A 19942-nucleotide genomic window follows, 5' to 3' on the forward strand; every position below is an offset into this window, starting at 1 on the left:
GGCCGGGGCATTCCCGGCCCGAGCTGTTACGCCGCCCCGGTTGCGGGGCGTTGACGGGCGAAGACCTTGACCGAATTCACAAATATCGCCGACGCCACGGATCTGGCCGGGGCCATCGCAACGGGCCGGATCAGTGCGGATGCCGCGCTTGACGCCGCGCGCGGCCGGGCCGGGGCCATCGCGGACCTGGGTGCGGTCACCTGGATGGCCGACACCGTGCCTGCGGCCGAAGACGGGCCCTTTGCCGGGGTTCCGACCCTCGCCAAGGACTTGGGCGGCCCCTTTGCCGGCATACCGATGCGCGCCGGGTCGGCGGCGCTGGCCCGGATGAAGGGCCTGTCCGACAGCGATCTGGCCGCGCGCTTCCGCGCCGCCGGGTTCCGGGTCTTCGGCGCGACCACGGTGCCGGAATTCGGCCTGTCGCTGTCGTCCGAACCTGCCGTGGGCCCCGTCTGCCGCAACCCGCTGGATCCGTCGCGGATCGCGGGCGGGTCATCTGGCGGGGCGGCGGCTGCGGTGGCGGCGGGGATCGTGCCGCTGGCCCATGCCACCGATGCGGGCGGGTCAATCCGGGTGCCTGCAGCCTGTTGTGGACTGATCGGTCTAAAGCCCACGCGCGGGGCGGTGCCCGGCGGGCCGGGCTTTGGCAACCACCTGGGCGGCATCGCCACCGAATTCGCCATCACCCGCACGATCCGCGACGCCCGCGCGCTCTGGCCCTGTCTGACGGGGCAGGCACGGGGGCCCTTCCCGGACCCGGTGCAGCGCGCCGAACGGCCCGGGCTGAAGATCGGCCTGCTGACCGACGCGAAAGGCATCGACCCCGACAGGGCCGAGGCCGTGACCCGTGCAGCCGCCATGCTGGAAGAGGCAGGCCATCAGATCATCGAGATCCCCGCCCAGGCGCTGACCCAGATCCGCCGTGCCTCGGCCCGGGCGTTCGAACGTATCGTGTCGGTCAACTTGGCGGGGCTTGTGGCCACCGGGCTTGATCCGGACCAGACCGAACCTCTGACCCAGGCCTTTATCGAACGCGGGCTGACGATGTCCGCCGTCGACCTCTGGTCCGCGCTGGACCAATCGGTCCAGGCGGCGCACAAGCTGTGGCAGGTCTTCGACCGGATCGACGTGCTGCTGACCCCGATGCTGGCGACCGCGCCGCCCGCCCTGGGCAGCTTTCCCATGGACCACCGGGACTGCGCGACGCAGATTGAACGGATGGATGCCTTCGCCCCCTTTGCCGCGCTGGCCAATGTCACCGGCGCGCCGGCCCTGACCCTGCCCGTTGGTGCGGATGCCCAGGGCCTGCCGCTGCCAGTGCAGCTGATCGGCCCCATGGGCAGCGACCTGCAGCTGTTGGGCCTTGGCGCAACGATCGAGGCCGCCGGCCAGTGGCACCACCCCATAGCGATGTTCGGAGCCCCCTCATGACCCGCGTGCTTGACCTGTCCAACATCACCAAGCGGTTCGGCCATGTCACCGCCAACGAAGACGTGTCGCTGCACCTGGAAAAGGGCGAGATCGTCGCGCTTCTGGGGGAAAACGGCGCGGGCAAGACGACGCTGATGTCGATCCTTTTCGGCCACTACACGGCGGATGAGGGCGAGGTGCGGGTGAACGGCACGCCGCTGCCCCCCGGAAAGTCCCGCGCCGCCATCCGCGCCGGCGTCGGCATGGTGCATCAGCATTTCGCCCTGGCCCCCAACCTGACCGTGCTGGAAAACGTCATGACCGGCACCGAAAGCCTGTGGAGCCTGCGGTCCAACCGCAGCGCGGGTCGGGCCAAGCTGGTGGCGCTGTCGGAAAAATTCGGCCTGAAGGTTGACCCGGATGCCCGTGTCTCGGACCTGTCGGTCGGCGAATGTCAGCGGGTCGAGATCCTCAAGGCGCTGTACAACGACGCCCGCATCCTGATCCTGGACGAACCGACTGCCGTGCTGACTGCGCAAGAGGCCGAAAGCCTCTTTGCCACCCTGCGCCAGATGACCGCCGACGGGCTGTCCCTGATCTTCATCAGCCACAAACTGCACGAGGTCATGTCGGCCTCGGACCGTGTCGTGGTGCTGCGCCGGGGCAGTGTGGTCGCCGAACGCGCCACCGGCGAGACCAGCAAGGAAGAGCTGGCCGAGCTGATGGTGGGCCGCAAGGTCGAACGCCCGAAACGTCCGCCTGCCACGCCCGGGAAGGTGCTGCTGGAAGGCCTCGACCTGACGCTGTCCGGAAAGGGCGGGGCATCGCTGCATGGTGTCAGCTTCCGCCTGCGCGCGGGCGAGACGCTTGGCATCATCGGGGTTTCCGGCAACGGGCAAACGACGCTGGCGGGGCTGGTTTCCGGGCTCTATCCGCCCGATGCGGGCACCCTGCTGATCGACGGGCGCGCGGTGACGACCCATGACGTGCCCCATGCCATCGCCGCCGGCATCGGCCGCATCCCCGAGGACCGCAATGCCGAGGGCACGATCGGCGACATGACGACCTGGGAAAACACCGTGCTGGAACGCATCTGGTCGCCCGAATTCTCGTCGCGCGGGATGGTGCGCCGGGCCGCCGCCCGCGCGGCCACCGACCAGATCATCGACCGCTATGACGTGCGCGGAGCCAGCGCCGACGGCCGGATCCGGCTGCTATCGGGCGGGAACATGCAAAAGCTGATCCTGGGCCGCGTGTTGGAGGCCGGTCCCGACATTCTGGTCGCCGCGCAGCCGTCGCGCGGGCTGGACGAAGGGGCCATCGCCGGTGTGCACGAGCGCCTGCTTGAGGCGCGGGGACGCGGGGCCGGGGTGCTGCTGATCTCCGAGGACCTGGACGAGGTCATCGGCCTGTCGGATCGCATCCGCGCCATCGTCAACGGCCGCCTGTCGCCCGCCATCCCAGCCGACCGCGCCAATGCGCAGCTGCTGGGTCTGATGATGGCCGGTGACTGGAGCGCCGCCGCAGAAATCGAGGCCGAAACCCAAATGCCCGAACACAAGAAGGCGGAGACCGAAGATGCGCTTTGAACGCCGTGACCATCCCTCGCGCGTGTTGACGGTGCTGGCCCCCGTCGGGGCCATCGTCGCGGCGCTTCTGGTGTCGGGCCTGCTGATCGCGCTGGCCGGGGCCAATCCGATCCGTGCCTATGGGCTGATCCTCAAGGGGGCTTTTGGCTCTCGCCTCGGCCTGTCGGAAATGCTGACCCGCGCCACCCCGCTGATCCTGACCGGCCTCGCCGCCGCCGTCGCCTTCCGCGCAAGGCTGTGGAACATCGGCGGGGAAGGGCAATTCTACCTCGGCGCGCTTGGGGTCACCGCCTTTGGCATGATCCCCGCCGTGGCCGCGATGCCGGCGGGCGTGGTGATCCCGCTGTCGATGGCCGCAGGGGCCGTGGCGGGCATGATCCTGCTGCTGGTGCCGCTTGGCCTGCGCCTGAAGTTCGGCGTGGACGAGGTCGTGACCACGCTTTTGCTGAACTTCGTCGCCGTGCTTTTCGTGTCGCTGATGATCGACGGCGTTATGAAGGACCCGCTGGCCTTTGGCTGGCCGCAGTCGGTTCCGGTGCCCGACAGCGCCGTGCTGCCCAAGCTGATGGACCGCACCCGCCTGCATGTCGGCCTGCTGATCGCCGCCGCCATGGCCGTGGTGGTCTGGTGGTTGCAGTCGCGCACCGTCTTCGGCATCCGCGCCCGCGCCGCCGGTCTGAACCCCCGCGCCGCCGCCTTTGCCGGCGTGCCGCTTGGCACCACGCTGATCGCGGTCGCCTGTCTGTCCGGCGGGCTTGCGGGCCTGGCCGGCGCGATCGAGGTGATGGGCGTGAAGGGCTATGTCACCACGGACCTGTCGCCCAACTACGGCTATTCCGGGATCGTCATCGCCATGCTGGCCAATCTCAACCCGATCGGGGTGATCGGCGCGGCGCTGTTTTCCGCCATCATGTTCGTCGGGGCCGACAGCATGTCGCGCGCCCTGTCGATCCCGTCCTACATCGCCGACGTCACCGTGGCCCTGTCGCTGCTGACTATGCTGGTGGCCTTGTTCCTTGCCCAATACAGGATACGCCGATGAATATTCTTGCCGATATCCTGACCTCGGTCGGCATGTGGGAGGCCGTGCTGCGCATCGCCACCCCGCTGATCCTGGGCACCCTGGGCGTGTTGCTGTGCGAACGCGTCGGGGTTCTGAACCTCGGGATCGAGGGGATCATGACCTTCGGGGCCATGCTGGGTTGGCTTGCGGTCTACAATGGCGCGGACCTTTGGACCGGCATGATCGTCGCGGCCCTGGGCGGGGCGGCCTTCGGCCTGCTGCATGCGCTTCTGACCGTGCCCCTGGGGCTAAGCCAACATGTCACCGGCCTGGGCATCACGCTCTTTGCCTCCAGCTTTTCCTACTACGTGTTCCGCCTGGCCGTGCCGACGGCCTCGTCCCCGCCAACGATCGAGCCGTTCCGCCCGCTCGAGATCCCTGTGCTGTCCGACATCCCCTTCCTGGGGCCGGTGATCTTCAACCAGACCGCGCCGACCTACCTGGCGCTGGTACTGGTGGTGGCGATTGCCTGGGGGCTGAACCGCACGCCTCTGGGCCTGGCGATCCGCATGGCCGGGGAAAACCCTCATGCGGTGGACGCCCAGGGCATCGATCCGATCTGGCTGCGCATTGGCACGATCATGGCGGGATCGGCGCTGATGGGACTGGCGGGGGCCTTCCTGACGCTGGCGGCCTTCAATTCCTTTTTCCCGACCATGGTGCAGGGGCGGGGCTGGATCTGCGTCGCGCTGGTGGTCTTTGCCTCGTGGAAGCCCGCGCGCGCCTTGCTGGGCGCGCTGCTGTTCGCCTTCTTCGATGCCTTCCAGCTGCGGCTTCAGACGGTGGTCGAGGGCGTGCCCTATCAGCTGTTCCTGATGCTGCCCTATCTGCTGTCCATCGTGGCGCTGATCGTCATGGCGCGCCGGGCGCGGGTGCCGCAGGCGCTGATGCGGCCCTATCGCCGGGGCGAACGCTAGGGCGGCCAACCCCGCAAAATAATTGGCCCGTCCCCCACTCACTGAGGACGGGCCAGATCCGTCATGGAAATGAGTCGACCCGATCCTGGTAATCAGGCGGGTTCTGATGGTGTCGGTCGTGCCTTGGGACGGGCCCCGAGGGTGCCCGGCCGGAACATACCAAATTTACACCAAAGAAAGTCGGATGACCGACACCGCCAACGAACCTGACGTGAAAGCGCGCCAGTGTATATCCCCCTTGATAGGGGGGGCGCCCCGGTACCCCGATGCGCCGGATCAATCGGCCGGATCAGTCGGGCGGGGCGATCGGATCGCTGCCCGCGGCATTGAAGATCTGCGTCAGGCGAATGCGGTCGTTGATGCCCAGCTTGGCATAGACCGATTTCAGGTAATCCGAGACGGTGTGCTGCGAAATCGCGCATAGCCGGGCGCATTCCTTGCGGCTGAACCCCTGGGCCACCAGGTAGGCGATTTCGCGTTCCCTGGGCGTCAGCTGCGCGATCTCGTCATGCTCGGGCGCGATCATCGGGCGGGGGAATTCACCGCTGCCAAGGGCCAGCTGCTGCGTCAGCTCCTCGATCCGGCGGTGCGCCAGAAGACAATACAGGCGGAATTCCTCGCGCCGGGGGAGGATCCTTGCCTCGAAGGCCTCGCGGTCCATGGCGGTGCCCAGGTTGAACCCGCCGAAGCGGGCCGCGCCCTGCAGCCGCATGGGCAGGCCAAGCCCGGTCTTGAAACCGCTGTCGCGGGCGCGCTGGATGAAGGTCTTGGCCTCGTCGGGCAGATAATCGTGTTCCGGAAGATAGGCGACGCCGGTCTTGGTCACCGCGTAGCTGTTGCAGCAATGGTGCAGGAACGGATCGGCCTGGGGCGGGAACCCGGCATAGAGCGCGGGAATGTTCGTCAGCAGATGCGGGTGGCTGAAATCCGGGTCGACCGAGAGGTAGATGAAGAAATCGATCCCCTCGGGCGTCAACGCCCGTTTGACGGCCTGCCAGACCTCTTCGATCTCGGTCATCTGCTCGAAAGTGCCTGCCTGGTCGGCCAGCATCGCGGAACCTTTCACCCTGTATCCAAGCGGTAACGACCCGATCCGCGTGGGGCAAGGCCCACGGGCACGGCATGTGTACTGGTATACTGACGGGGTGCTTATCGATGCTGATCCGCGTCAGTTCAACCCCGGAATCACAGCACCCGGATCACATCTTTGCCGACCGATAGCATATAGCCCCGCCGCGCGATATTCCGGACCAGCAGTTCCGACACCAGTTGATTGCCCAGGGTGTCGCGCAGCCGCTTGATCCGGGTGGCCCCGGCGGCCTCGTCGCAATCCTCGACCTTCCGCCCCGAGATCATCGCCTCGATCTGCGCGCCGGACAGCATTTCGTCGTCCATGCGCGCCTCGGCCAGGATCGACAGGGTCTCCATCGCGGCATCGGTCAGCTTGAAACCGTGGTTGTTCAGGTAGACGGTCTTTTCCTCGCGCGAGATCAGAAGAGAGTTCACCTCGATCCCGGCGCGTTCGATTTCGGCCATGCGGCGGTTCAGCGTGACCAGGATCACCAGGAAGACCAGCGCGGCGATCAGCAGCGCGGTGGCAAAGACCAGCAGCACGAAGATCACGATGCGATAGCCCGCCAGGGTTTCCGCAAAGGCAGTGCCGGACTGGGCGAGGATTTCCAGCAGCTTCAGCTCGGCCTCTCCCGTCAGGGTGTCGTTTTCCACGAACAGACGTTCCACCCGGTCGTTGAAGACCCCGGCGTCGGGCAGGGTCAGGAACAGCACCACCCCGCCCAAAAGCAGCAGCGCGGCGATGGCCCCCAGGCCAAGCGCCACGACACGGGTGCCGACCCGGCGCGCATCGGCGGCAAAGGTCTGGTTCTCTCCGGGGTGGGTCATGCGCCTAGCCCTTGATCGACAGGATCTTGAGAAGGGTCCAGCCCTGCTGCGCCAGGGCGGCGCGCGCCTCGGCCTCGGCCTGGGCCGGCTCGCACGAGGCGACTTCGATGGTGCCGACGCTCAGCCGCAGGGGGTCGTCCTGCTTGGCCTTGTATTCCACCAGGCAGGCCGCCTGGGCGGCAAGGGGCGCGGCCATCAGGCCAAGCGCGGCGATCAGGATGTAGACTGTGTGTTTCATGGTCCCGACTGTGCCCAAGCGCCTGCCGTCATTCAATAACCAAGCGGGTCGGCGCGCGATGTTATCCGATAGCAGGGGGCCGTTATTGCCCGATTTCGACACTCGGGGCGAGGGTGGTCCTACCTCGCCGCGGGTCCATCGGGTCCGCATCCCCCGGGCCCTGCTGCCCCCAAGACATAGATATAGGAACCTCAACATGGCTGGTACATCCCTTCACCGTCTGCCCCGCAAGATCATGGCCACCGTCCTGGCCGCCGCGCTGGCGGTCACCTCGGTCAATGTCGGCACCGCCCAGGCGGGCGACCGCGACGCCGTGCGCATCATCGTCGGGGCCACCGCCCTGGCCATCATCGGCAGCGCCCTGGTCGCCGAACAGCGAAAGAAAGACGCCGTGAGCCAGAGCCGCCACCGCCCCTACGATCCGCCGCGCCACACCAACCAAGGCTACAACAACCGCGGTGAGCCGCGCTATTACACGCCCGGCCATGACAACCGGTACCAGAACCGCCACGACAAGCCGCGCGCGCGCCGCATCTCGATCCCGCGCAACTGCCTGATGAGCGTGCGCGGAAGCAACGGCTGGACCGAGGGCTACGCCGTCCGCTGCACCCAGAACCAGACCCGGGCCACGCTGCCTTCGGACTGTGTGCGCCGGAACTTTGCCCAGGGCCCGCGCCTGTTCTATGCGCCGGTCTGCCTGCGCCGGAACGGGTTCGACGCCTGATCCCTTTGGGTCCCCCTGGGGACCGCGATCTTTCCTTCCTGCCCGCCGGGCGGTACATCCGGGCCATGACTGGCCCGGATTTTTCCTTTGAACACGACCTGCTCACCCAGGGTTTCCCCCGCATCGCCGGCGTGGACGAGGTCGGGCGCGGCCCGCTGTGCGGCCCCGTGACCGCCGCCGCCGTGGTGCTGGACCCCGCCCGCATCCCCGCCGGGCTGAACGATTCAAAGAAGCTGACCGAGAAGAAGCGCCAGGCCTTGCTGGACGAACTGCGCGACTGTGCCGAAATCTCGGTCGCCCATGCCAGCCCGGCCGAGATCGACGAACACAACATCCTGCGCGCCTCTCATCTTGCGATGGAACGCGCGGTGGCCGGGTTGCGCCATCCGCCCGACCACTGCCTGATCGACGGCAACATGATCCCCCGCGGGCTGACGATCCCGGCCACCACCGTGGTCAAGGGGGACGCCCGCAGCGTGTCGATCGCCGCCGCCTCGATCGCGGCCAAGATCGCCCGTGACGCGATCATGAGGGATTTGGCGCAACACTTTCCCGGCTATGGATGGGAAACAAACCAGGGTTATCCATCAAAAAGCCACATTTCGGCGCTTCAAGCCCTTGGTGTGACCCCACACCATAGGAAGTCCTTCAAGCCGGTCTACAATATCTTGTGTAAACCCTGATTAGTAACCTCTTGAATCAAAAAAGAAATTGACCGCGATTCGGTTTCGAATCATCCTTTGTGCATCCAACGAGCCCATCAAAAACCGGGCCGGGCCAGAGGCGAAGACACATGAAACGAACCAATCCCGCGGCTTTTCTGCCGCTGAATACGATCCTTGCTGGTGACTGCATCGAGCAGATGAATGCCCTGCCTGAGGCATCCGTCGACCTCATCTTTGCGGATCCGCCCTACAACCTTCAGTTGAAGGGCCAGCTGCACCGCCCCGACAATTCCGAAGTGGACGCCGTCGACGATCATTGGGATCAGTTCGACAGCTTTGCCGCCTACGACAAGTTCACCCGCGAGTGGCTGGCCGCCGCCCGCCGCCTGCTGAAGCCGAACGGCGCGATCTGGGTGATCGGGTCGTACCACAACATCTTCCGCGTCGGCAGCGCGCTTCAGGATGCCGGTTACTGGATCCTGAACGACGTGGTCTGGCGCAAGTCGAACCCGATGCCGAACTTCCGCGGCAAGCGCTTTACCAATGCGCATGAGACGATGATCTGGGCCTCCAAGTCCGAAGGGGCCAAGTACACCTTCAACTACGAGGCGCTGAAATCGCTGAACGAAGGCGTGCAGATGCGGTCCGACTGGGTTCTGCCGATCTGCAACGGCGGCGAACGCCTGAAGGACGCCAACGGCGACAAGGCCCATCCGACGCAGAAGCCGCAGTCGCTGCTGCATCGCGTTCTGGTCGGGTCGACCAACCCCGGCGACGTGGTTCTGGACCCCTTCTTCGGCACCGGCACCACCGGCGCCGTCGCCAAGATGCTGGGCCGCGAATTCATCGGGATCGAACGCGAAGAGGCCTACCGCAAGGTCGCCGAGGCCCGCATCGCCAAGGTCCGCAAGTTCGACAAGGAGGCCCTGCAGGTCAGCGCCTCGAAACGCTCCGAACCCCGCGTGCCCTTCGGCCAGCTGGTCGAGCGCGGCATGCTGCGCCCCGGCGAGATGCTGGTGAACACCCGTGGCAAGGCCGCCCGCGTCCGCGCCGACGGCACCCTGGCCACCGACGGGTTCAACGGCTCGATCCACCAGGTCGGCGCGCATCTGGAAAACGCGCCCTCGTGCAACGGCTGGACCTATTGGCACTTCAAGAAGGACGGTCAGACCATCCCGATCGACCTGCTGCGCCAGCAGATCCGCGCCGAGATGAACTGAGCGCCGCGGCCTAGACCCACATACATCGCATAAAGTTTGCCGACCACGCCGACTGCCGTCAGGCGTGTTCCACCTGACGCCCCGGCCTTCGTGCCGGGGCTATTTTTGTCCGGCCACACCATCCTGTCGGTCCGAAAATTGATCCAAATAAAGAATCATGAGACCATCCCGATATTCTTTTGTGTTTGGGTGGTATCATGACAAGACTTTCAATCCTGCTGGCAACGGCCGCGACCTTGGGTTTCTCGGCTCCGCTGTCCGCGGCAACGACCTATCTTAACATCGACAACATCAGCGTGGCCGTCGGATCAGGGACGGGCACGGGCACTTTCAACAACACCTTCGACAACGGGCAGACGATCGACAAGGTGATCGACGCCCCCACGGCCACAGCCCAGGAATTCCACGACCAGACAACGCATATCTGGTTCACCGGCAGTGCGCCGAACCAGGGGCTTGAGCTGATTTTCACCTTCGGCGTGTCCTACGACATCACGACGCTGCATTTCTGGAACTACACTGGTGAGGGCTACGACGTCGACAACGTCGAATTCACCTTCTTCAACTCGCTCGGGGCCTCGATCGGGTCGACCTCGATCCAGCCGGCACTTGGATCTTCTGGCGGGATCACGGCACAGAATATTGCGCTGCAATCCCCGTTGAACACGCGCAGCGTGCGGGCCTATCTGACCGGGTCGAACGGGCAAATCGACTTCCAGAACATCGGTTTCACCGCCAATGTCTCGGACCCCACGCTTGATCCAGCGCCACAGGTTCCGCTGCCGGCGGGGGGGCTTCTTCTGCTGTCGGGCCTTTGGGCCGTGGCCTTGCGCCGCCGCCGCTAGGGCCCGCGCTACATCAAAAAACAAACGCCCGGTCCCAGGATCGGGCGTTTGTCGTTGCCGGCCTCAGCCCGAATGCGTGCCGCGCTTGTAGGGGGTCCAATCGGTGATTTCGGGGTAATGCGCGCGCCGCCAGGTGCGGACGCGGGGGTTCATCATCCGCCGCCAGACCGGGGGCACCATCGCCAGCGCCGTCATCAGCGGATAGCCATAGGGCAGCTGCGGGGCCTGATCCTCGGCATGGTGCTGCAGCAGGGGAAAGCGGCGGTCGGGCTTGTAGTGATGGTCTGAATGGCGCTGAAGGTTGATCAGGAACCAGTTCGACACCCGATGCGCCGCGTTCCAGGAGTGATGCGGTTTGACATGTTCGAACTTGCCGTTGCCCAGGTACTTCCGCGTCAGCCCATAGTGTTCGATGTAATTCGTCAGCTCGAGCATCCAGATCGCAAAGAAGGCCTGCGCCAGGAACAGCCCGATCCCGTACCACCCGCCGACGATCCCCGCCATGGCCAGCATCCCGGCCTGAAGCGCGGCATAGCGCCAGAAGGGGTTGCGCCGGTCCAAGGCCCCCGCGCCGCGCCGGGCCAGCAGCGCCACCTCGGCCCGCCAGGCGGATCCGGGGCATTGCACCAGAACCCGGGGGAAATAGCGCAAGAAGCTTTCGTTGTAGCGCGCGGTCACCGCATCCTTGGGCGTGCCCACATGGATGTGATGCACCAGAAGATGCTCGGACCGGAAATGCGAATACAGCACCATCGACAGCAGGATGTCGGCCAACCAGCGTTCGGTCCGGTTGCGCTGGTGCATCAGCTCGTGCGCATAGACGATGCCCGCCGCGCCGGTCATGATCCCGACCCCATAAAGAAGCACCACCAGCTCGGCCCAGCCCAGGTGACGCTGTGCGGCGACCGTGCCGATGATCCAGAACAGCAGCACGAATTGCACCGGCACCCAGACCGTCGTAATGGCGCGATACCAGAACAGGTCGGCCTCGGCCGTGGTGGGGTCGGCGTTGTCTTCGTTCAGCCCGGCGATCCGGTCGAGGACCGAGACCAGCACTAGCCCATAGGCTGGCAGCGCCAGCAGCCACAGCCCGCCCCAAAGCGTGCCCAGCACCGCCAGCGGCACGTTCACCAGCGTCATCCAGAAGGGCAGGGCGCTGCGCCAGTCCGTCAGGGGTCTTGGGGGTCGGGGCATCGGGGGGTCCGCTTTCCTGGGGTCTCGCGTCAACTGTCGAACGCCGTGCGCCCCAGGTCAAACGCCTTTCGCATCACCGTCGGCAGATCCGAGGGGCGGAAATCCTGCGCGGGAACCAGACGCAGGGCGCTGTCCCCGGGGATCTGTCCCGGGTCGATCACCGCCACCTGCACCGCCAGCCGCAGGTGGAAATGCGTGAAGGTGTGGCGCGCCTCGGCCCCGGTGTCGCGCCAGTTGGCGGGCAGGGGGGGCGCATGGTCCTGGGAGGCCTCGGCCCAAGCCGTGCCGGGCCAGCCCAGCATGCCGCCCAGCAATCCGCTGTCGGGGCGTTTTTCCAGCAGCCAGTCGCCTGAGGGCGTCCGGCCGACATAGGCGATGCCCTGGCGGATCGGCTTGGCCTTCTTGGGGGTCTTCTTCGGCAGCTCGGCCTGGGTGCCCCGGTCCCGCGCAACACAGGGATCGCGCCAGGGGCAGATCCCGCAGGCCGGAGAGCGCGGGGTGCAGATCGTCGCCCCCAGATCCATCACCGCCTGGGCGTAATCGCCGGGGCGATGCTGCGGGGTCAGTGCTTCGGCCCGGGCCTTCAGGGTCATCTTTGATCCAGGCAGGGGGTCGTGGATGTCATGCAGCCGCGCCATGACCCGTTCCACATTGCCATCCAGCACCACGGCGGGCCGGTCAAAGGCGATGGCTGAAATCGCGGCGGCCGTATAGGGGCCGATGCCGGGCAGGGCCAGCAGCCCCTCTTCGCTGTCGGGGAAGGTGCCGCCCAGGTCCCTGGCGACGGTGCGGGCGCATTTCAGCAGGTTGCGGGCGCGGGCGTAGTACCCGAGGCCGGCCCATTCGGCCATCACGCGGTCATCCTCGGCCTCGGCCAGGTCGGTGACACGGGGCCAGAGGGTGGTGAACCGTTCGAAATAGGTCTTAACGGCCGCGACAGTGGTCTGTTGCAACATCACCTCGGACAGCCAGATCCGGTAGGGATCGGGCGCGTGGTTGGACCCGGGGGGCACGCGCCAGGGCAGGTCGCGCGCATGGCGGTCGTACCAGGCCAGCAGGGTGCCCGCCAATTCGCCCGCCAGGGTATCGCGGGCGTCAGATGTTCCAAACTCGTCACGCATTGTTTATGTCCGGTGTCTCCGTGGCTCTGGTCCCTGCCGAATATCTCACTAGGATAGAGCCCAATCGCACGAGGCAAAAGATGAAGCGCCGCAATACCACCACCTATGGCTTCAAAAGCGCGTCAAAGCTGCTGGAGGACCGCATTCGCCAGGCCGGCGAAAGCCGGGGCTTCGCGGCGACGCGGCTGTTGACCCATTGGGATGAGATTGCGGGCGACCTGGCGCGGATGGCGCGGCCCGTTGATGTGAAATTCGGCCGCCAGGGGTTCGGCGCCACGCTGACCGTTCTGACCACCGGGCCGCTGGCCCCCATGGTCGAGATGCAGAAGGACGTGTTGCGCCAGAAGGTCAACGCCGTCTATGGCTACAATGCCATCAGCCGCGTGCGGGTGACCCAGACCGCGGCCACAGGTTTTGCCGAAGGACAGGTGTCCTTCGAGACGCGGGACGCGCCCCGGGCCGAACCGGCCCCCCCGCGCCCCGAGATCGTCGCCCAGGCCCGGGATGTGGCCCATGGGGTCGGCGATCAGGGATTGCGCAGTGCCCTTGAGGCCCTGGCGCAGAATGTTTTAAGCAAGCAGGACAAATAGGAAGGACCATTCATGGACCGCAGAGCTTTCATGGCAGGCGGCGCAGCCGTGGCCGTCGCCGCCCTGGGCGGCATCTGGTACAGCACCCGGCCGCAGACCACTGCCATTCCCGCCATGCCGACGGTGTCGTCGCAGGGCAGCGCGGACACCAGCGGCATCGTCGAGATGACCCTGGGGGCCGAGGATGCACCCGTCACGCTGACGGAATACGCATCCTTCACCTGCCCGCATTGTGCGAATTTCCACAAGGCGGTCTTCAAGGACCTCAAGCGGGATTACATCGACACCGGCAAGGTGAAATTCGTCTATCGCGACGTCTATTTCGATCAGTTCGGCCTTTGGGCGGCGCTGATCGCGCGCTGTGAACCGACCCGGTTCTTCGGCATTTCCGACATGCTTTACGCCCAGCAGAAGGATTGGATCGGCAATGGCGATCCGGCCGGCATCGCGGAACGTCTGCGCAAGATCGGTCTGGTGGCCGGGCTGGAAAGCGACGCGATGGAAGCCTGCCTGACCGATGAGGACCAGGCCCGCGCGCTGGTTGCCTGGTTCCAGGAAAACGCCCAGTCCGATGACGTGACCGGCACGCCCACGCTGCTGATCGACGGCGAGAAGCACCCGAACATGAACTACAATGATCTCAAGGCGCTTCTGGACGCCAAGCTGGAGGGCTGATGGCCACACCTTTGGAAGGCCTTCGGGTCGTTGAATTGGCCCGAATCCTGGCCGGCCCCTGGGCCGGTCAGACGCTTTCGGACCTGGGCGCAGACGTCATCAAGGTGGAAAGCCCCGAGGGCGACGATACCCGCAAATGGGGCCCGCCCTTCATCGACCGCGAAGACGATCGCAGCGCCGCCTATTACCATTCCTGCAATCGCGGCAAGACCAGCGTCACCTGCGATTTCCGCACCCCCGAGGGGCAGGAGATGGTGCGCGAGCTGGTCAAGGATGCGGACATCCTGATCGAGAACTTCAAGGTCGGCGGGCTAAAGAAATACGGCCTGGACTATGAGAGCCTGGCGCAGGTGAACCCGCGGCTGATCTATTGTTCGATCACCGGCTTCGGCCAGACCGGACCCTATGCGCATCGTGCGGGCTATGATTACATCATCCAGGGCATGTCCGGGCTGATGTCGCTGACCGGCGAACCGGATGGCCAGCCGCTGCGCGCAGGCGTGGCGATCACCGATCTGTTCACCGGCGTCTATTCCGCCACCGCGATCCTGGCGGCGCTGCACCAGCGCAGCGTGACGGGCCGTGGCCAGCAGATCGACATGGCGCTGCTGGATTCGGCGGTGGCGGTCACCGCGAACCAGGCGATGAATTACCTGGCCACCGGCACCCCGCCGGCGCGGACCGGGAACTATCACCCGAACCTGACGCCTTACCAGGTCTTCGAGGTCTCGGACGGGCATATCATCATCGCCACCGGCAATGATGCGCAATACCAGCGGCTGTGCGATGTGCTGGGCCTGCCCGGGATGAAGACGAACCCCGATTACATCGACAACCCGTCGCGCGTCGCCAACCGGCCCGAGATGATCCGCCGCCTGCAGGAGGCCTGCATGGGCTTTACCAAGGCTGATCTTCTGTCCGCCTGCGAGGGTCAGGGCATCCCGGCCGGGCCGATTAACACGATGGACGAGGTCTTTGACGATCCCCAGGTCGTGGCGCGCGGCATGCGGATCGACCCCGAAGGCGTGCCGGGCGTGCGCGGACCCTTCCGGTTTTCCGACGCCGAGCTGAAGCTGGAGCGTGCGTCCCCCAAGCTGGGATCCGGTGACAGCTGATCCAGTTGTGCGGCCCCCTAGGGGCCGCGCGACTTCTACTCATCCCCGCCCATGGGGGCGGGGCTTCGGGTTGCCGCTGGCGGGAGTATTTTCGGCAAGATGATCTGGGGGGCGGTGGCGCGGGCCCCGGGGTCAGTCACCCAGCTTGGCGTGGACTTCTTCAAGGTCGATGTCGCCGATCGGCAGCTTGTTCGCCGGGTTTTCGAAATCGTATTTGAAGAGCTCGAAGTCGCGTTTGTAGATCTCGTAGACTAGGTGCATCGAGAGGTCGTCGAAGTAATCCTCGACCGGGTGGGCGCGTTTGGGGCCGTGGCCTTCGCTTTCGTTGAAGCGCGGGATGGTCGAGAGGTCGACCGCATGCGGCGTGTCGATATGGTCGAGCACCTGCTGCATGCCCTCGTTGAATTTCTCGGTCCAGAAGATCTGATCGTAGCGGCCGCCGTTGACGATGAAGGTCGAAATATGGCCGGACATGGCGGACCAGTGGATGTCGGGCTCCATCGGGCGGCGCCAGCGGATGGTGTCGCGGGCAAACAGCAGGAAACGGCGGAAGGATTTGATCTGATCGAAGTCGTCCTTGCCGTCGTCGCCGCCGACCTCGATCCCGTATTTCTGCACCAGAAGCGGCACGAGGTTGCCACGGTAGCGGTTGCCGTTGCGCTGGATGCCGCAGATCTTGTCGAAGAAGGACGACAGGATCCGCGCATAGGGGTTGCGCACGCAGGTGAAGGCATAGCTTTTGTGGGCGTTCACATTGGCCTCGATCGGGGCCTGCGACCAGTCCTGTGCCCATTTGTGCAGCCCGCGGTCGGCGTCGTGGATGTCTCCGTCGTAGAAGGCCCCGTGGTCGGAGTAGTAGAGGATCTGGCCGATGGTCGAGCAGGCGCATTTCGGCACCACGCGATAGACCACGCTTTCGCTTTCGGTCATCCAGACCCCGGGATACCCCATGACGTTCTGCCCCCCGTGCGTGGGGCGCGTTTTGCCACCCCCGCTGTTGTTCGCCGTGATTGTCAGGCAAATAAGCAAAGATTCAACGGTTTATCAATCGCCCTAACCGTGTAGTAGTGGGGATAAAACCGGCCTAATACGGGTGATTGTTTCTGAAATGGCGACGATTGCGTATATCCTGCTGTGCCACAAGGATCCGCAGGCGATCATCGACCAGGCGCGCCGTCTGACGGCGGCCGGCGATTGCGTGTCGGTGCATTTCGACGCCAATGGCGGGGCCGAGGCCTATGGGCAGATCCGCGCGGCGCTGGATGCGGACCCCCGCGTGACCTTTGCCGCCAGGCGCCATCGCTGCGGCTGGGGGGAATGGTCGCTGGTCGCCGCCACGATCAGCGCGGCGCAGGCGGCGCTTGAAGCCTTTCCGAGGGCGACCCATTTCTACATGATGTCGGGCGATTGCATCCCCATCAAATCCGCCGAATACGCCCATGAGTTCCTGGACCGGAACGACCGGGACTTTATCGAGAGCTTTGATTTCTTTGACAGCGACTGGATCAAGACCGGCATCAAGGAAGAGCGGCTGATCTATCGTCATGTCCTAAACGAACGCAAGCACAAGCGTCTGTTCTATCTGAGCATCGAATGGCAGCGCCGCCTGGGGCTGAAGCGCCGCCTGCCCAAGGGGTTGCAGATCCAGATCGGCAGCCAGTGGTGGTGCCTGCGGCGTCAGACGCTGGAGGCGGTGATGGCCTTCATCGCCAAACGGCGCGACGTGGTGCGGTTCTTTGCCCGCAGCTGGATCCCGGACGAGACCTTCTTTCAGACCCTGGTGCGCCACTTGGTGCCCGGGGACGAGATCGAAAGCCGCACACTGACCTTCCTGATGTTCACCGACTACGGCATGCCGGTGACCTTCTACAACGACCACTACGACCTGCTGCTGGCGCAGGATTTCCTGTTCGCCCGCAAGGTCAGCCCCGAGGCGCAGGACCTGAAGGCGCGGCTGGGGGACCTTTATGCCGCCAAGGGCGAAAGCTTTGCCATCTCGAACGAGGGGCGGTCTTTGTATGCCTTCCTGGCCGGGCGGGGGCGCATCGGCCACCGCTTTGCCCCGCGCTTCTGGGAGAACGAGGCCAGCCTAGGACGGGACCGCGAATTGCTGATCGTCATCTGCAAGAAGTGGCACGTGGCCAAGCGGCTGACCCGGCGGATCGCCCGGCTGACCGACCTGCAGGTGGTCGACTACGTGTTCCATGAAGAGGGCGCGAAGCTGCCCGATCTGGGCGGGATCCAGTCGTCCCTGGCGAAACGCGCACGGCACCGGCGGTCGCTGATGCGGATGCTGTACGAATATTACGACACCTCGCGCATGGTGATCTGCCTGGATCCCGGCAGCCTGGACCTGGTGCAGGACTTCTGTTCCGACCGGGCGGTGACGACGCTGCTGGAGATCGACTGCGATTTTGACGATGCCTACCTGGCGGGGCATGCGCGGCGGACCGGCCTGGCCTCGGACCAGACGCCGCCGGATGCGCTGGCCCGGCTGCTGCCGACGATCCGCGACGCCCTGCAGATGGAGGCCGACCGCATCCGCGATGCGGGCTTTGCCAATTACCACCGGCTGCGGCAGTCGGCGACCACCGATCAGAACGCCCGCGCGCTGCTGCGCTTCCTTGCGGTTCCCGAAGATGTGGCGCAAAGCTTGGCGCAAACCGAAAAACTCTTTGATGACTGAGGTTCCCCATGGCCTACGCCTATGACGACCAGAACATTTTCGCCAAGATCCTGCGCGGCGAGATCCCCAACAAGACCGTGACCGAGACCGAGCATACGCTGGCCTTCGAAGACATCCGCCCCCAGGCCCCGGTGCATGTGCTGGTCATCCCCAAGGGGCCTTACGTGACCTATGACCATTTTGCCAGCGAAGCCTCGGACGCCGAGATCGTCGATTTCAACCGCGTTGTCGCCAGGATCTGCCAAGATCTGGGCGTGACGGCGGATGCGGGGCAGGGCTGCCGCTTTATCTCGAACGCGGGGGAACACGGCGTGCAAGAGGTGCCGCATTACCACCTGCATATCCTGGGTGGTCGTCGCATGGGGCGGATGGTTCAGCCCGCAGATTAAGGGCGGACCCTTAAGAAAACGCAAAAGCCGCCCGGTCAGGGGCGGCTTTGTTAATTCTAACGGCTGGTTACCCGAAGACCGCGCCCAGGCTTTCATCGACGGCATTCGAGATTTCGTCGATATGGTCGGGGGTGGCGATCAGCGCGGGGCTGAAGGTCAGCGTGTTGTTGTGCCCGGGGATCGACCGGTTGGTGACCCCGATGATCACCCCGCGCGCGGCGCATTCCGCAACGATCTGGGCGCATTTCTTTTCGTCTGCCGGGGCGCGGGTCTGGCGGTCGGCAACCAGCTCGATCCCGGCGAAAAGCCCCTTGCCGCGGACCTGGCCCACCACCTTGTGCTTCTCGGCCAGGGCTTCGAAATTCGCCATCAGGCGCGCGCCCATGGCTTGGGTGTTTTCCAGCAGGTTTTCGTCTTCGATGATGCGCATGTTCTCGATCGCGGCAGCGGGGCCGGCGGTGCAGCCCCCGAAGGTCGAGATGTCGCGGAAATAATCCAGCGGATCGTCCGGGTTGGCCTTGAACAGCTCGAACACCCTCTCGGAGGTCACGCAGCAGGCAATCGCCGCATATCCCGAGGCCACGCCCTTGGCCATCGTGACGAAATCGGGTTCGATCCCATAGTGCTGATAGCCGAACCATTCGCCGGTCCGGCCGACGCCGCAGACGACTTCGTCGATGTGCAGAAGCACGTCGTACTTGCGGCAGATTTCCTGCACGCGGGGCCAGTAGCCTTCGGGCGGGGTGATGACGCCGCCGCCTGCGGTGATCGGTTCAAGGCACAGCGCGCCGACGGTGTCGGGCCCTTCGGCCAGGATCACCTGTTCGATCTGATCCGCGGCCCATTCGCCGTAATTTTCAGCAGGCGCGCCCTGATCGGCGGCGCGATATTCCAGGCAATGCGGCACGCGGACGAAATCCGGCGCGAAGGGGCCGTATTGCGCGTTCCGCTGATCCTGCCCGCCGGCCGACAGCGTGCCGATGGTGGTGCCGTGATAGTCGCGGTCGCGATACAGGATCTTGGTCTTCTTCCCGCCATAGCGCTTGTGCGCGATCTGGCGCACCATCTTGAAGGCCTTCTCGTTCGCTTCCGAGCCCGAGTTGCAATAGTAGACGCGCGTCAGCCCCGGCATCTTCTCGATCAGCTTTTCGGCAAAGATCGCGCCGGGGATCGTGCCGGCGGCCCCGGCGAAATAGTTCAGCTTGATCAACTGGTCACGCACCGCATTGGCGATGCTTTCGCGGCCATAGCCGACGTTCACGGTCCAGACCCCGCCGGACACACCGTCCAGCAGTTTCACGCCGCGCTGGTCCCAGACATGGATGCCCTTGCCCTCGGTGATGATGCGCGGTTCGCCGGTCTCGAACGGTTTGTGCTGGATCAGGTGATGCCAGACATGGGCCTTGTCGGCCTCGACGATCTTGGAAATGTCGTTGTCGCGGAATCCGTCGTCCATTGGGGCCTCCTGTGGCGGGTTTGGCTTAGCCTAAGCGCGGAAAATCGGCTTTGGCAATCGGGCGTGACGCGATTTTGGACCAGATGGTCAGAATTCGCGGCCGACTTGGGCATTTGCAGGCCTTGCGGCCCGGCCAAGGGCGGCTA

Annotated in this window: 20 protein-coding genes; 13 read left to right on the plus strand and 7 right to left on the minus strand. The window is 65.2% G+C overall.

Going from position 1 to position 19942, the window contains the following annotated elements; translation table 11 throughout:
* Nucleotides 1–66: 66 nt before the first annotated feature.
* Genes BMX99_RS00880 through BMX99_RS00895 form a run of 4 tightly spaced genes read left to right on the plus strand, consistent with a single transcriptional unit; the run spans nt 67 to nt 4979 of the window.
* On the plus strand, nt 67–1431 hold the full coding sequence (locus BMX99_RS00880) for an amidase (RefSeq protein WP_212632882.1): 1365 nt from the start codon (nt 67–69) through the stop codon (nt 1429–1431).
* A complete protein-coding gene (locus BMX99_RS00885) occupies nt 1428–2999 on the plus strand; it encodes an ABC transporter ATP-binding protein (protein ID WP_093445956.1) in 1572 nt (523 codons plus the stop codon). The genes BMX99_RS00880 and BMX99_RS00885 overlap by 4 nt, the downstream gene beginning before the upstream one ends.
* A complete protein-coding gene (locus BMX99_RS00890; RefSeq protein ID WP_093445959.1) occupies nt 2989–4041 on the plus strand; it encodes an ABC transporter permease in 1053 nt (350 codons plus the stop codon). The genes BMX99_RS00885 and BMX99_RS00890 overlap by 11 nt, the downstream gene beginning before the upstream one ends.
* Nucleotides 4038–4979 carry an ABC transporter permease gene (locus tag BMX99_RS00895; protein ID WP_093445962.1) on the plus strand — a complete coding sequence of 314 codons (942 nt, stop codon included), beginning with the start codon at nt 4038–4040 and terminating at the stop codon, nt 4977–4979. The genes BMX99_RS00890 and BMX99_RS00895 overlap by 4 nt, the downstream gene beginning before the upstream one ends.
* 289 nt (nt 4980–5268) lie before the next feature.
* Here the strand turns inward: BMX99_RS00895 and BMX99_RS00900 are convergent, their stop codons facing one another.
* The 3 genes from BMX99_RS00900 to BMX99_RS00910 all read right to left on the minus strand — a co-directional run bounded on the left by BMX99_RS00900 (nt 5269) and on the right by BMX99_RS00910 (nt 7116).
* Entirely contained in the window at nt 5269–6030 is a 762-nt protein-coding gene (locus BMX99_RS00900; RefSeq protein WP_093445965.1) for a helix-turn-helix transcriptional regulator, read from the minus strand.
* A 134-nt stretch (nt 6031–6164) separates the two neighbouring features.
* Nucleotides 6165–6878 carry a winged helix-turn-helix domain-containing protein gene (locus BMX99_RS00905; RefSeq protein ID WP_093445967.1) on the minus strand — a complete coding sequence of 238 codons (714 nt, stop codon included), beginning with the start codon at nt 6876–6878 and terminating at the stop codon, nt 6165–6167.
* Nucleotides 6879–6882: 4 nt separating this feature from the next.
* On the minus strand, nt 6883–7116 hold the full coding sequence (locus tag BMX99_RS00910) for a hypothetical protein (RefSeq protein ID WP_093445970.1): 234 nt from the start codon (nt 7114–7116) through the stop codon (nt 6883–6885).
* A 196-nt stretch (nt 7117–7312) separates the two neighbouring features.
* On the opposite strand from BMX99_RS00910, the gene BMX99_RS00915 reads away from it, so the two are divergent.
* The 4 genes from BMX99_RS00915 (at nt 7313) to BMX99_RS00930 (ending at nt 10570) form a co-directional block, all read left to right on the plus strand.
* Nucleotides 7313–7840: a hypothetical protein gene (locus BMX99_RS00915; protein WP_139199390.1), complete on the plus strand. Its 528-nt coding sequence runs from the start codon at nt 7313–7315 to the stop codon at nt 7838–7840.
* Between the two features lie 65 nt (nt 7841–7905).
* The gene (locus tag BMX99_RS00920) at nt 7906–8523 is read left to right on the plus strand and encodes a ribonuclease HII (protein WP_093448364.1); all 618 of its coding nucleotides are present in this window, start codon (nt 7906–7908) and stop codon (nt 8521–8523) included.
* 110 nt (nt 8524–8633) lie between these two features.
* Complete coding sequence (locus BMX99_RS00925) at nt 8634–9725, plus strand: site-specific DNA-methyltransferase (RefSeq protein WP_093445976.1); 1092 nt, start codon at nt 8634–8636, stop codon at nt 9723–9725.
* A 197-nt stretch (nt 9726–9922) separates the two neighbouring features.
* Nucleotides 9923–10570 (plus strand): PEP-CTERM sorting domain-containing protein, encoded by a 648-nt coding sequence (locus BMX99_RS00930; protein ID WP_139199392.1) that lies wholly within the window; start codon nt 9923–9925, stop codon nt 10568–10570.
* 63 nt (nt 10571–10633) lie between these two features.
* On the opposite strand, the gene BMX99_RS00935 is transcribed toward BMX99_RS00930, so the two are convergent.
* The gene (locus BMX99_RS00935) at nt 10634–11764 is read right to left on the minus strand and encodes an alkane 1-monooxygenase (protein ID WP_093445982.1); all 1131 of its coding nucleotides are present in this window, start codon (nt 11762–11764) and stop codon (nt 10634–10636) included.
* Nucleotides 11765–11793: 29 nt separating this feature from the next.
* Nucleotides 11794–12885 carry an A/G-specific adenine glycosylase gene (gene mutY / locus BMX99_RS00940; protein WP_093445984.1) on the minus strand — a complete coding sequence of 364 codons (1092 nt, stop codon included), beginning with the start codon at nt 12883–12885 and terminating at the stop codon, nt 11794–11796.
* A gap of 80 nt (nt 12886–12965) precedes the next feature.
* On the opposite strand from mutY, the gene BMX99_RS00945 reads away from it, so the two are divergent.
* The 3 genes from BMX99_RS00945 to BMX99_RS00955 are packed head-to-tail and all read left to right on the plus strand — an operon-like array spanning nt 12966 to nt 15265.
* Nucleotides 12966–13475 (plus strand): DUF721 domain-containing protein, encoded by a 510-nt coding sequence (locus BMX99_RS00945; protein WP_093445987.1) that lies wholly within the window; start codon nt 12966–12968, stop codon nt 13473–13475.
* Nucleotides 13476–13487: 12 nt separating this feature from the next.
* Nucleotides 13488–14150: a DsbA family protein gene (locus BMX99_RS00950; protein WP_093445990.1), complete on the plus strand. Its 663-nt coding sequence runs from the start codon at nt 13488–13490 to the stop codon at nt 14148–14150.
* Nucleotides 14150–15265 (plus strand): CaiB/BaiF CoA transferase family protein, encoded by a 1116-nt coding sequence (locus BMX99_RS00955; protein ID WP_093445992.1) that lies wholly within the window; start codon nt 14150–14152, stop codon nt 15263–15265. Before BMX99_RS00950 ends, BMX99_RS00955 begins: the two co-directional genes overlap by 1 nt.
* A 132-nt stretch (nt 15266–15397) precedes the next feature.
* Here the strand turns inward: BMX99_RS00955 and BMX99_RS00960 are convergent, their stop codons facing one another.
* Nucleotides 15398–16216, minus strand: a complete 819-nt coding sequence (locus tag BMX99_RS00960; protein WP_093445995.1) for a sulfotransferase family protein — start codon at nt 16214–16216, stop codon at nt 15398–15400.
* A gap of 157 nt (nt 16217–16373) precedes the next feature.
* Between BMX99_RS00960 and BMX99_RS00965 the strand changes: the two genes are divergently transcribed.
* Both BMX99_RS00965 and BMX99_RS00970 read left to right on the plus strand, forming a co-directional pair.
* The gene (locus BMX99_RS00965; RefSeq protein WP_093445998.1) at nt 16374–17951 is read left to right on the plus strand and encodes a DUF5928 domain-containing protein; all 1578 of its coding nucleotides are present in this window, start codon (nt 16374–16376) and stop codon (nt 17949–17951) included.
* Nucleotides 17952–17959: 8 nt separating this feature from the next.
* On the plus strand, nt 17960–18340 hold the full coding sequence (locus tag BMX99_RS00970; RefSeq protein WP_093446001.1) for an HIT domain-containing protein: 381 nt from the start codon (nt 17960–17962) through the stop codon (nt 18338–18340).
* A 67-nt stretch (nt 18341–18407) separates the two neighbouring features.
* On the opposite strand, the gene BMX99_RS00975 is transcribed toward BMX99_RS00970, so the two are convergent.
* Nucleotides 18408–19796, minus strand: coding sequence for an aminotransferase family protein (locus BMX99_RS00975; protein ID WP_093446003.1), 1389 nt, complete (start codon nt 19794–19796; stop codon nt 18408–18410).
* Nucleotides 19797–19942: the final 146 nt, after the last annotated feature.

It is taken from the genome of Pseudooceanicola nitratireducens (assembly GCF_900109195.1).
GTDB lineage: Bacteria > Pseudomonadota > Alphaproteobacteria > Rhodobacterales > Rhodobacteraceae > Pseudooceanicola > Pseudooceanicola nitratireducens.

Bases quoted from the DNA above. Each gene is read 5' to 3' on its own strand.
- BMX99_RS00955 (WP_093445992.1), top strand. From the start codon at position 14,150: ATGGCCACACCTTTGGAAGGCCTTCGGGTCGTTGAATTGGCCCGAATC.
- BMX99_RS00930 (WP_139199392.1), top strand. From the start codon at position 9,923: ATGACAAGACTTTCAATCCTGCTGGCAACGGCCGCGACCTTGGGTTTC.
- BMX99_RS00960 (WP_093445995.1), bottom strand. From the start codon at position 16,216: ATGGGGTATCCCGGGGTCTGGATGACCGAAAGCGAAAGCGTGGTCTAT.
- BMX99_RS00905 (WP_093445967.1), bottom strand. From the start codon at position 6,878: ATGACCCACCCCGGAGAGAACCAGACCTTTGCCGCCGATGCGCGCCGG.
- BMX99_RS00975 (WP_093446003.1), bottom strand. From the start codon at position 19,796: ATGGACGACGGATTCCGCGACAACGACATTTCCAAGATCGTCGAGGCC.
- BMX99_RS00935 (WP_093445982.1), bottom strand. From the start codon at position 11,764: ATGCCCCGACCCCCAAGACCCCTGACGGACTGGCGCAGCGCCCTGCCC.
- BMX99_RS00965 (WP_093445998.1), top strand. From the start codon at position 16,374: ATGGCGACGATTGCGTATATCCTGCTGTGCCACAAGGATCCGCAGGCG.
- BMX99_RS00970 (WP_093446001.1), top strand. From the start codon at position 17,960: ATGGCCTACGCCTATGACGACCAGAACATTTTCGCCAAGATCCTGCGC.
- BMX99_RS00900 (WP_093445965.1), bottom strand. From the start codon at position 6,030: ATGCTGGCCGACCAGGCAGGCACTTTCGAGCAGATGACCGAGATCGAA.
- BMX99_RS00920 (WP_093448364.1), top strand. From the start codon at position 7,906: ATGACTGGCCCGGATTTTTCCTTTGAACACGACCTGCTCACCCAGGGT.
- BMX99_RS00895 (WP_093445962.1), top strand. From the start codon at position 4,038: ATGAATATTCTTGCCGATATCCTGACCTCGGTCGGCATGTGGGAGGCC.
- BMX99_RS00945 (WP_093445987.1), top strand. From the start codon at position 12,966: ATGAAGCGCCGCAATACCACCACCTATGGCTTCAAAAGCGCGTCAAAG.
- BMX99_RS00915 (WP_139199390.1), top strand. From the start codon at position 7,313: ATGGCTGGTACATCCCTTCACCGTCTGCCCCGCAAGATCATGGCCACC.
- mutY (WP_093445984.1), bottom strand. From the start codon at position 12,885: ATGCGTGACGAGTTTGGAACATCTGACGCCCGCGATACCCTGGCGGGC.
- BMX99_RS00910 (WP_093445970.1), bottom strand. From the start codon at position 7,116: ATGAAACACACAGTCTACATCCTGATCGCCGCGCTTGGCCTGATGGCC.
- BMX99_RS00885 (WP_093445956.1), top strand. From the start codon at position 1,428: ATGACCCGCGTGCTTGACCTGTCCAACATCACCAAGCGGTTCGGCCAT.
- BMX99_RS00950 (WP_093445990.1), top strand. From the start codon at position 13,488: ATGGACCGCAGAGCTTTCATGGCAGGCGGCGCAGCCGTGGCCGTCGCC.
- BMX99_RS00925 (WP_093445976.1), top strand. From the start codon at position 8,634: ATGAAACGAACCAATCCCGCGGCTTTTCTGCCGCTGAATACGATCCTT.
- BMX99_RS00890 (WP_093445959.1), top strand. From the start codon at position 2,989: ATGCGCTTTGAACGCCGTGACCATCCCTCGCGCGTGTTGACGGTGCTG.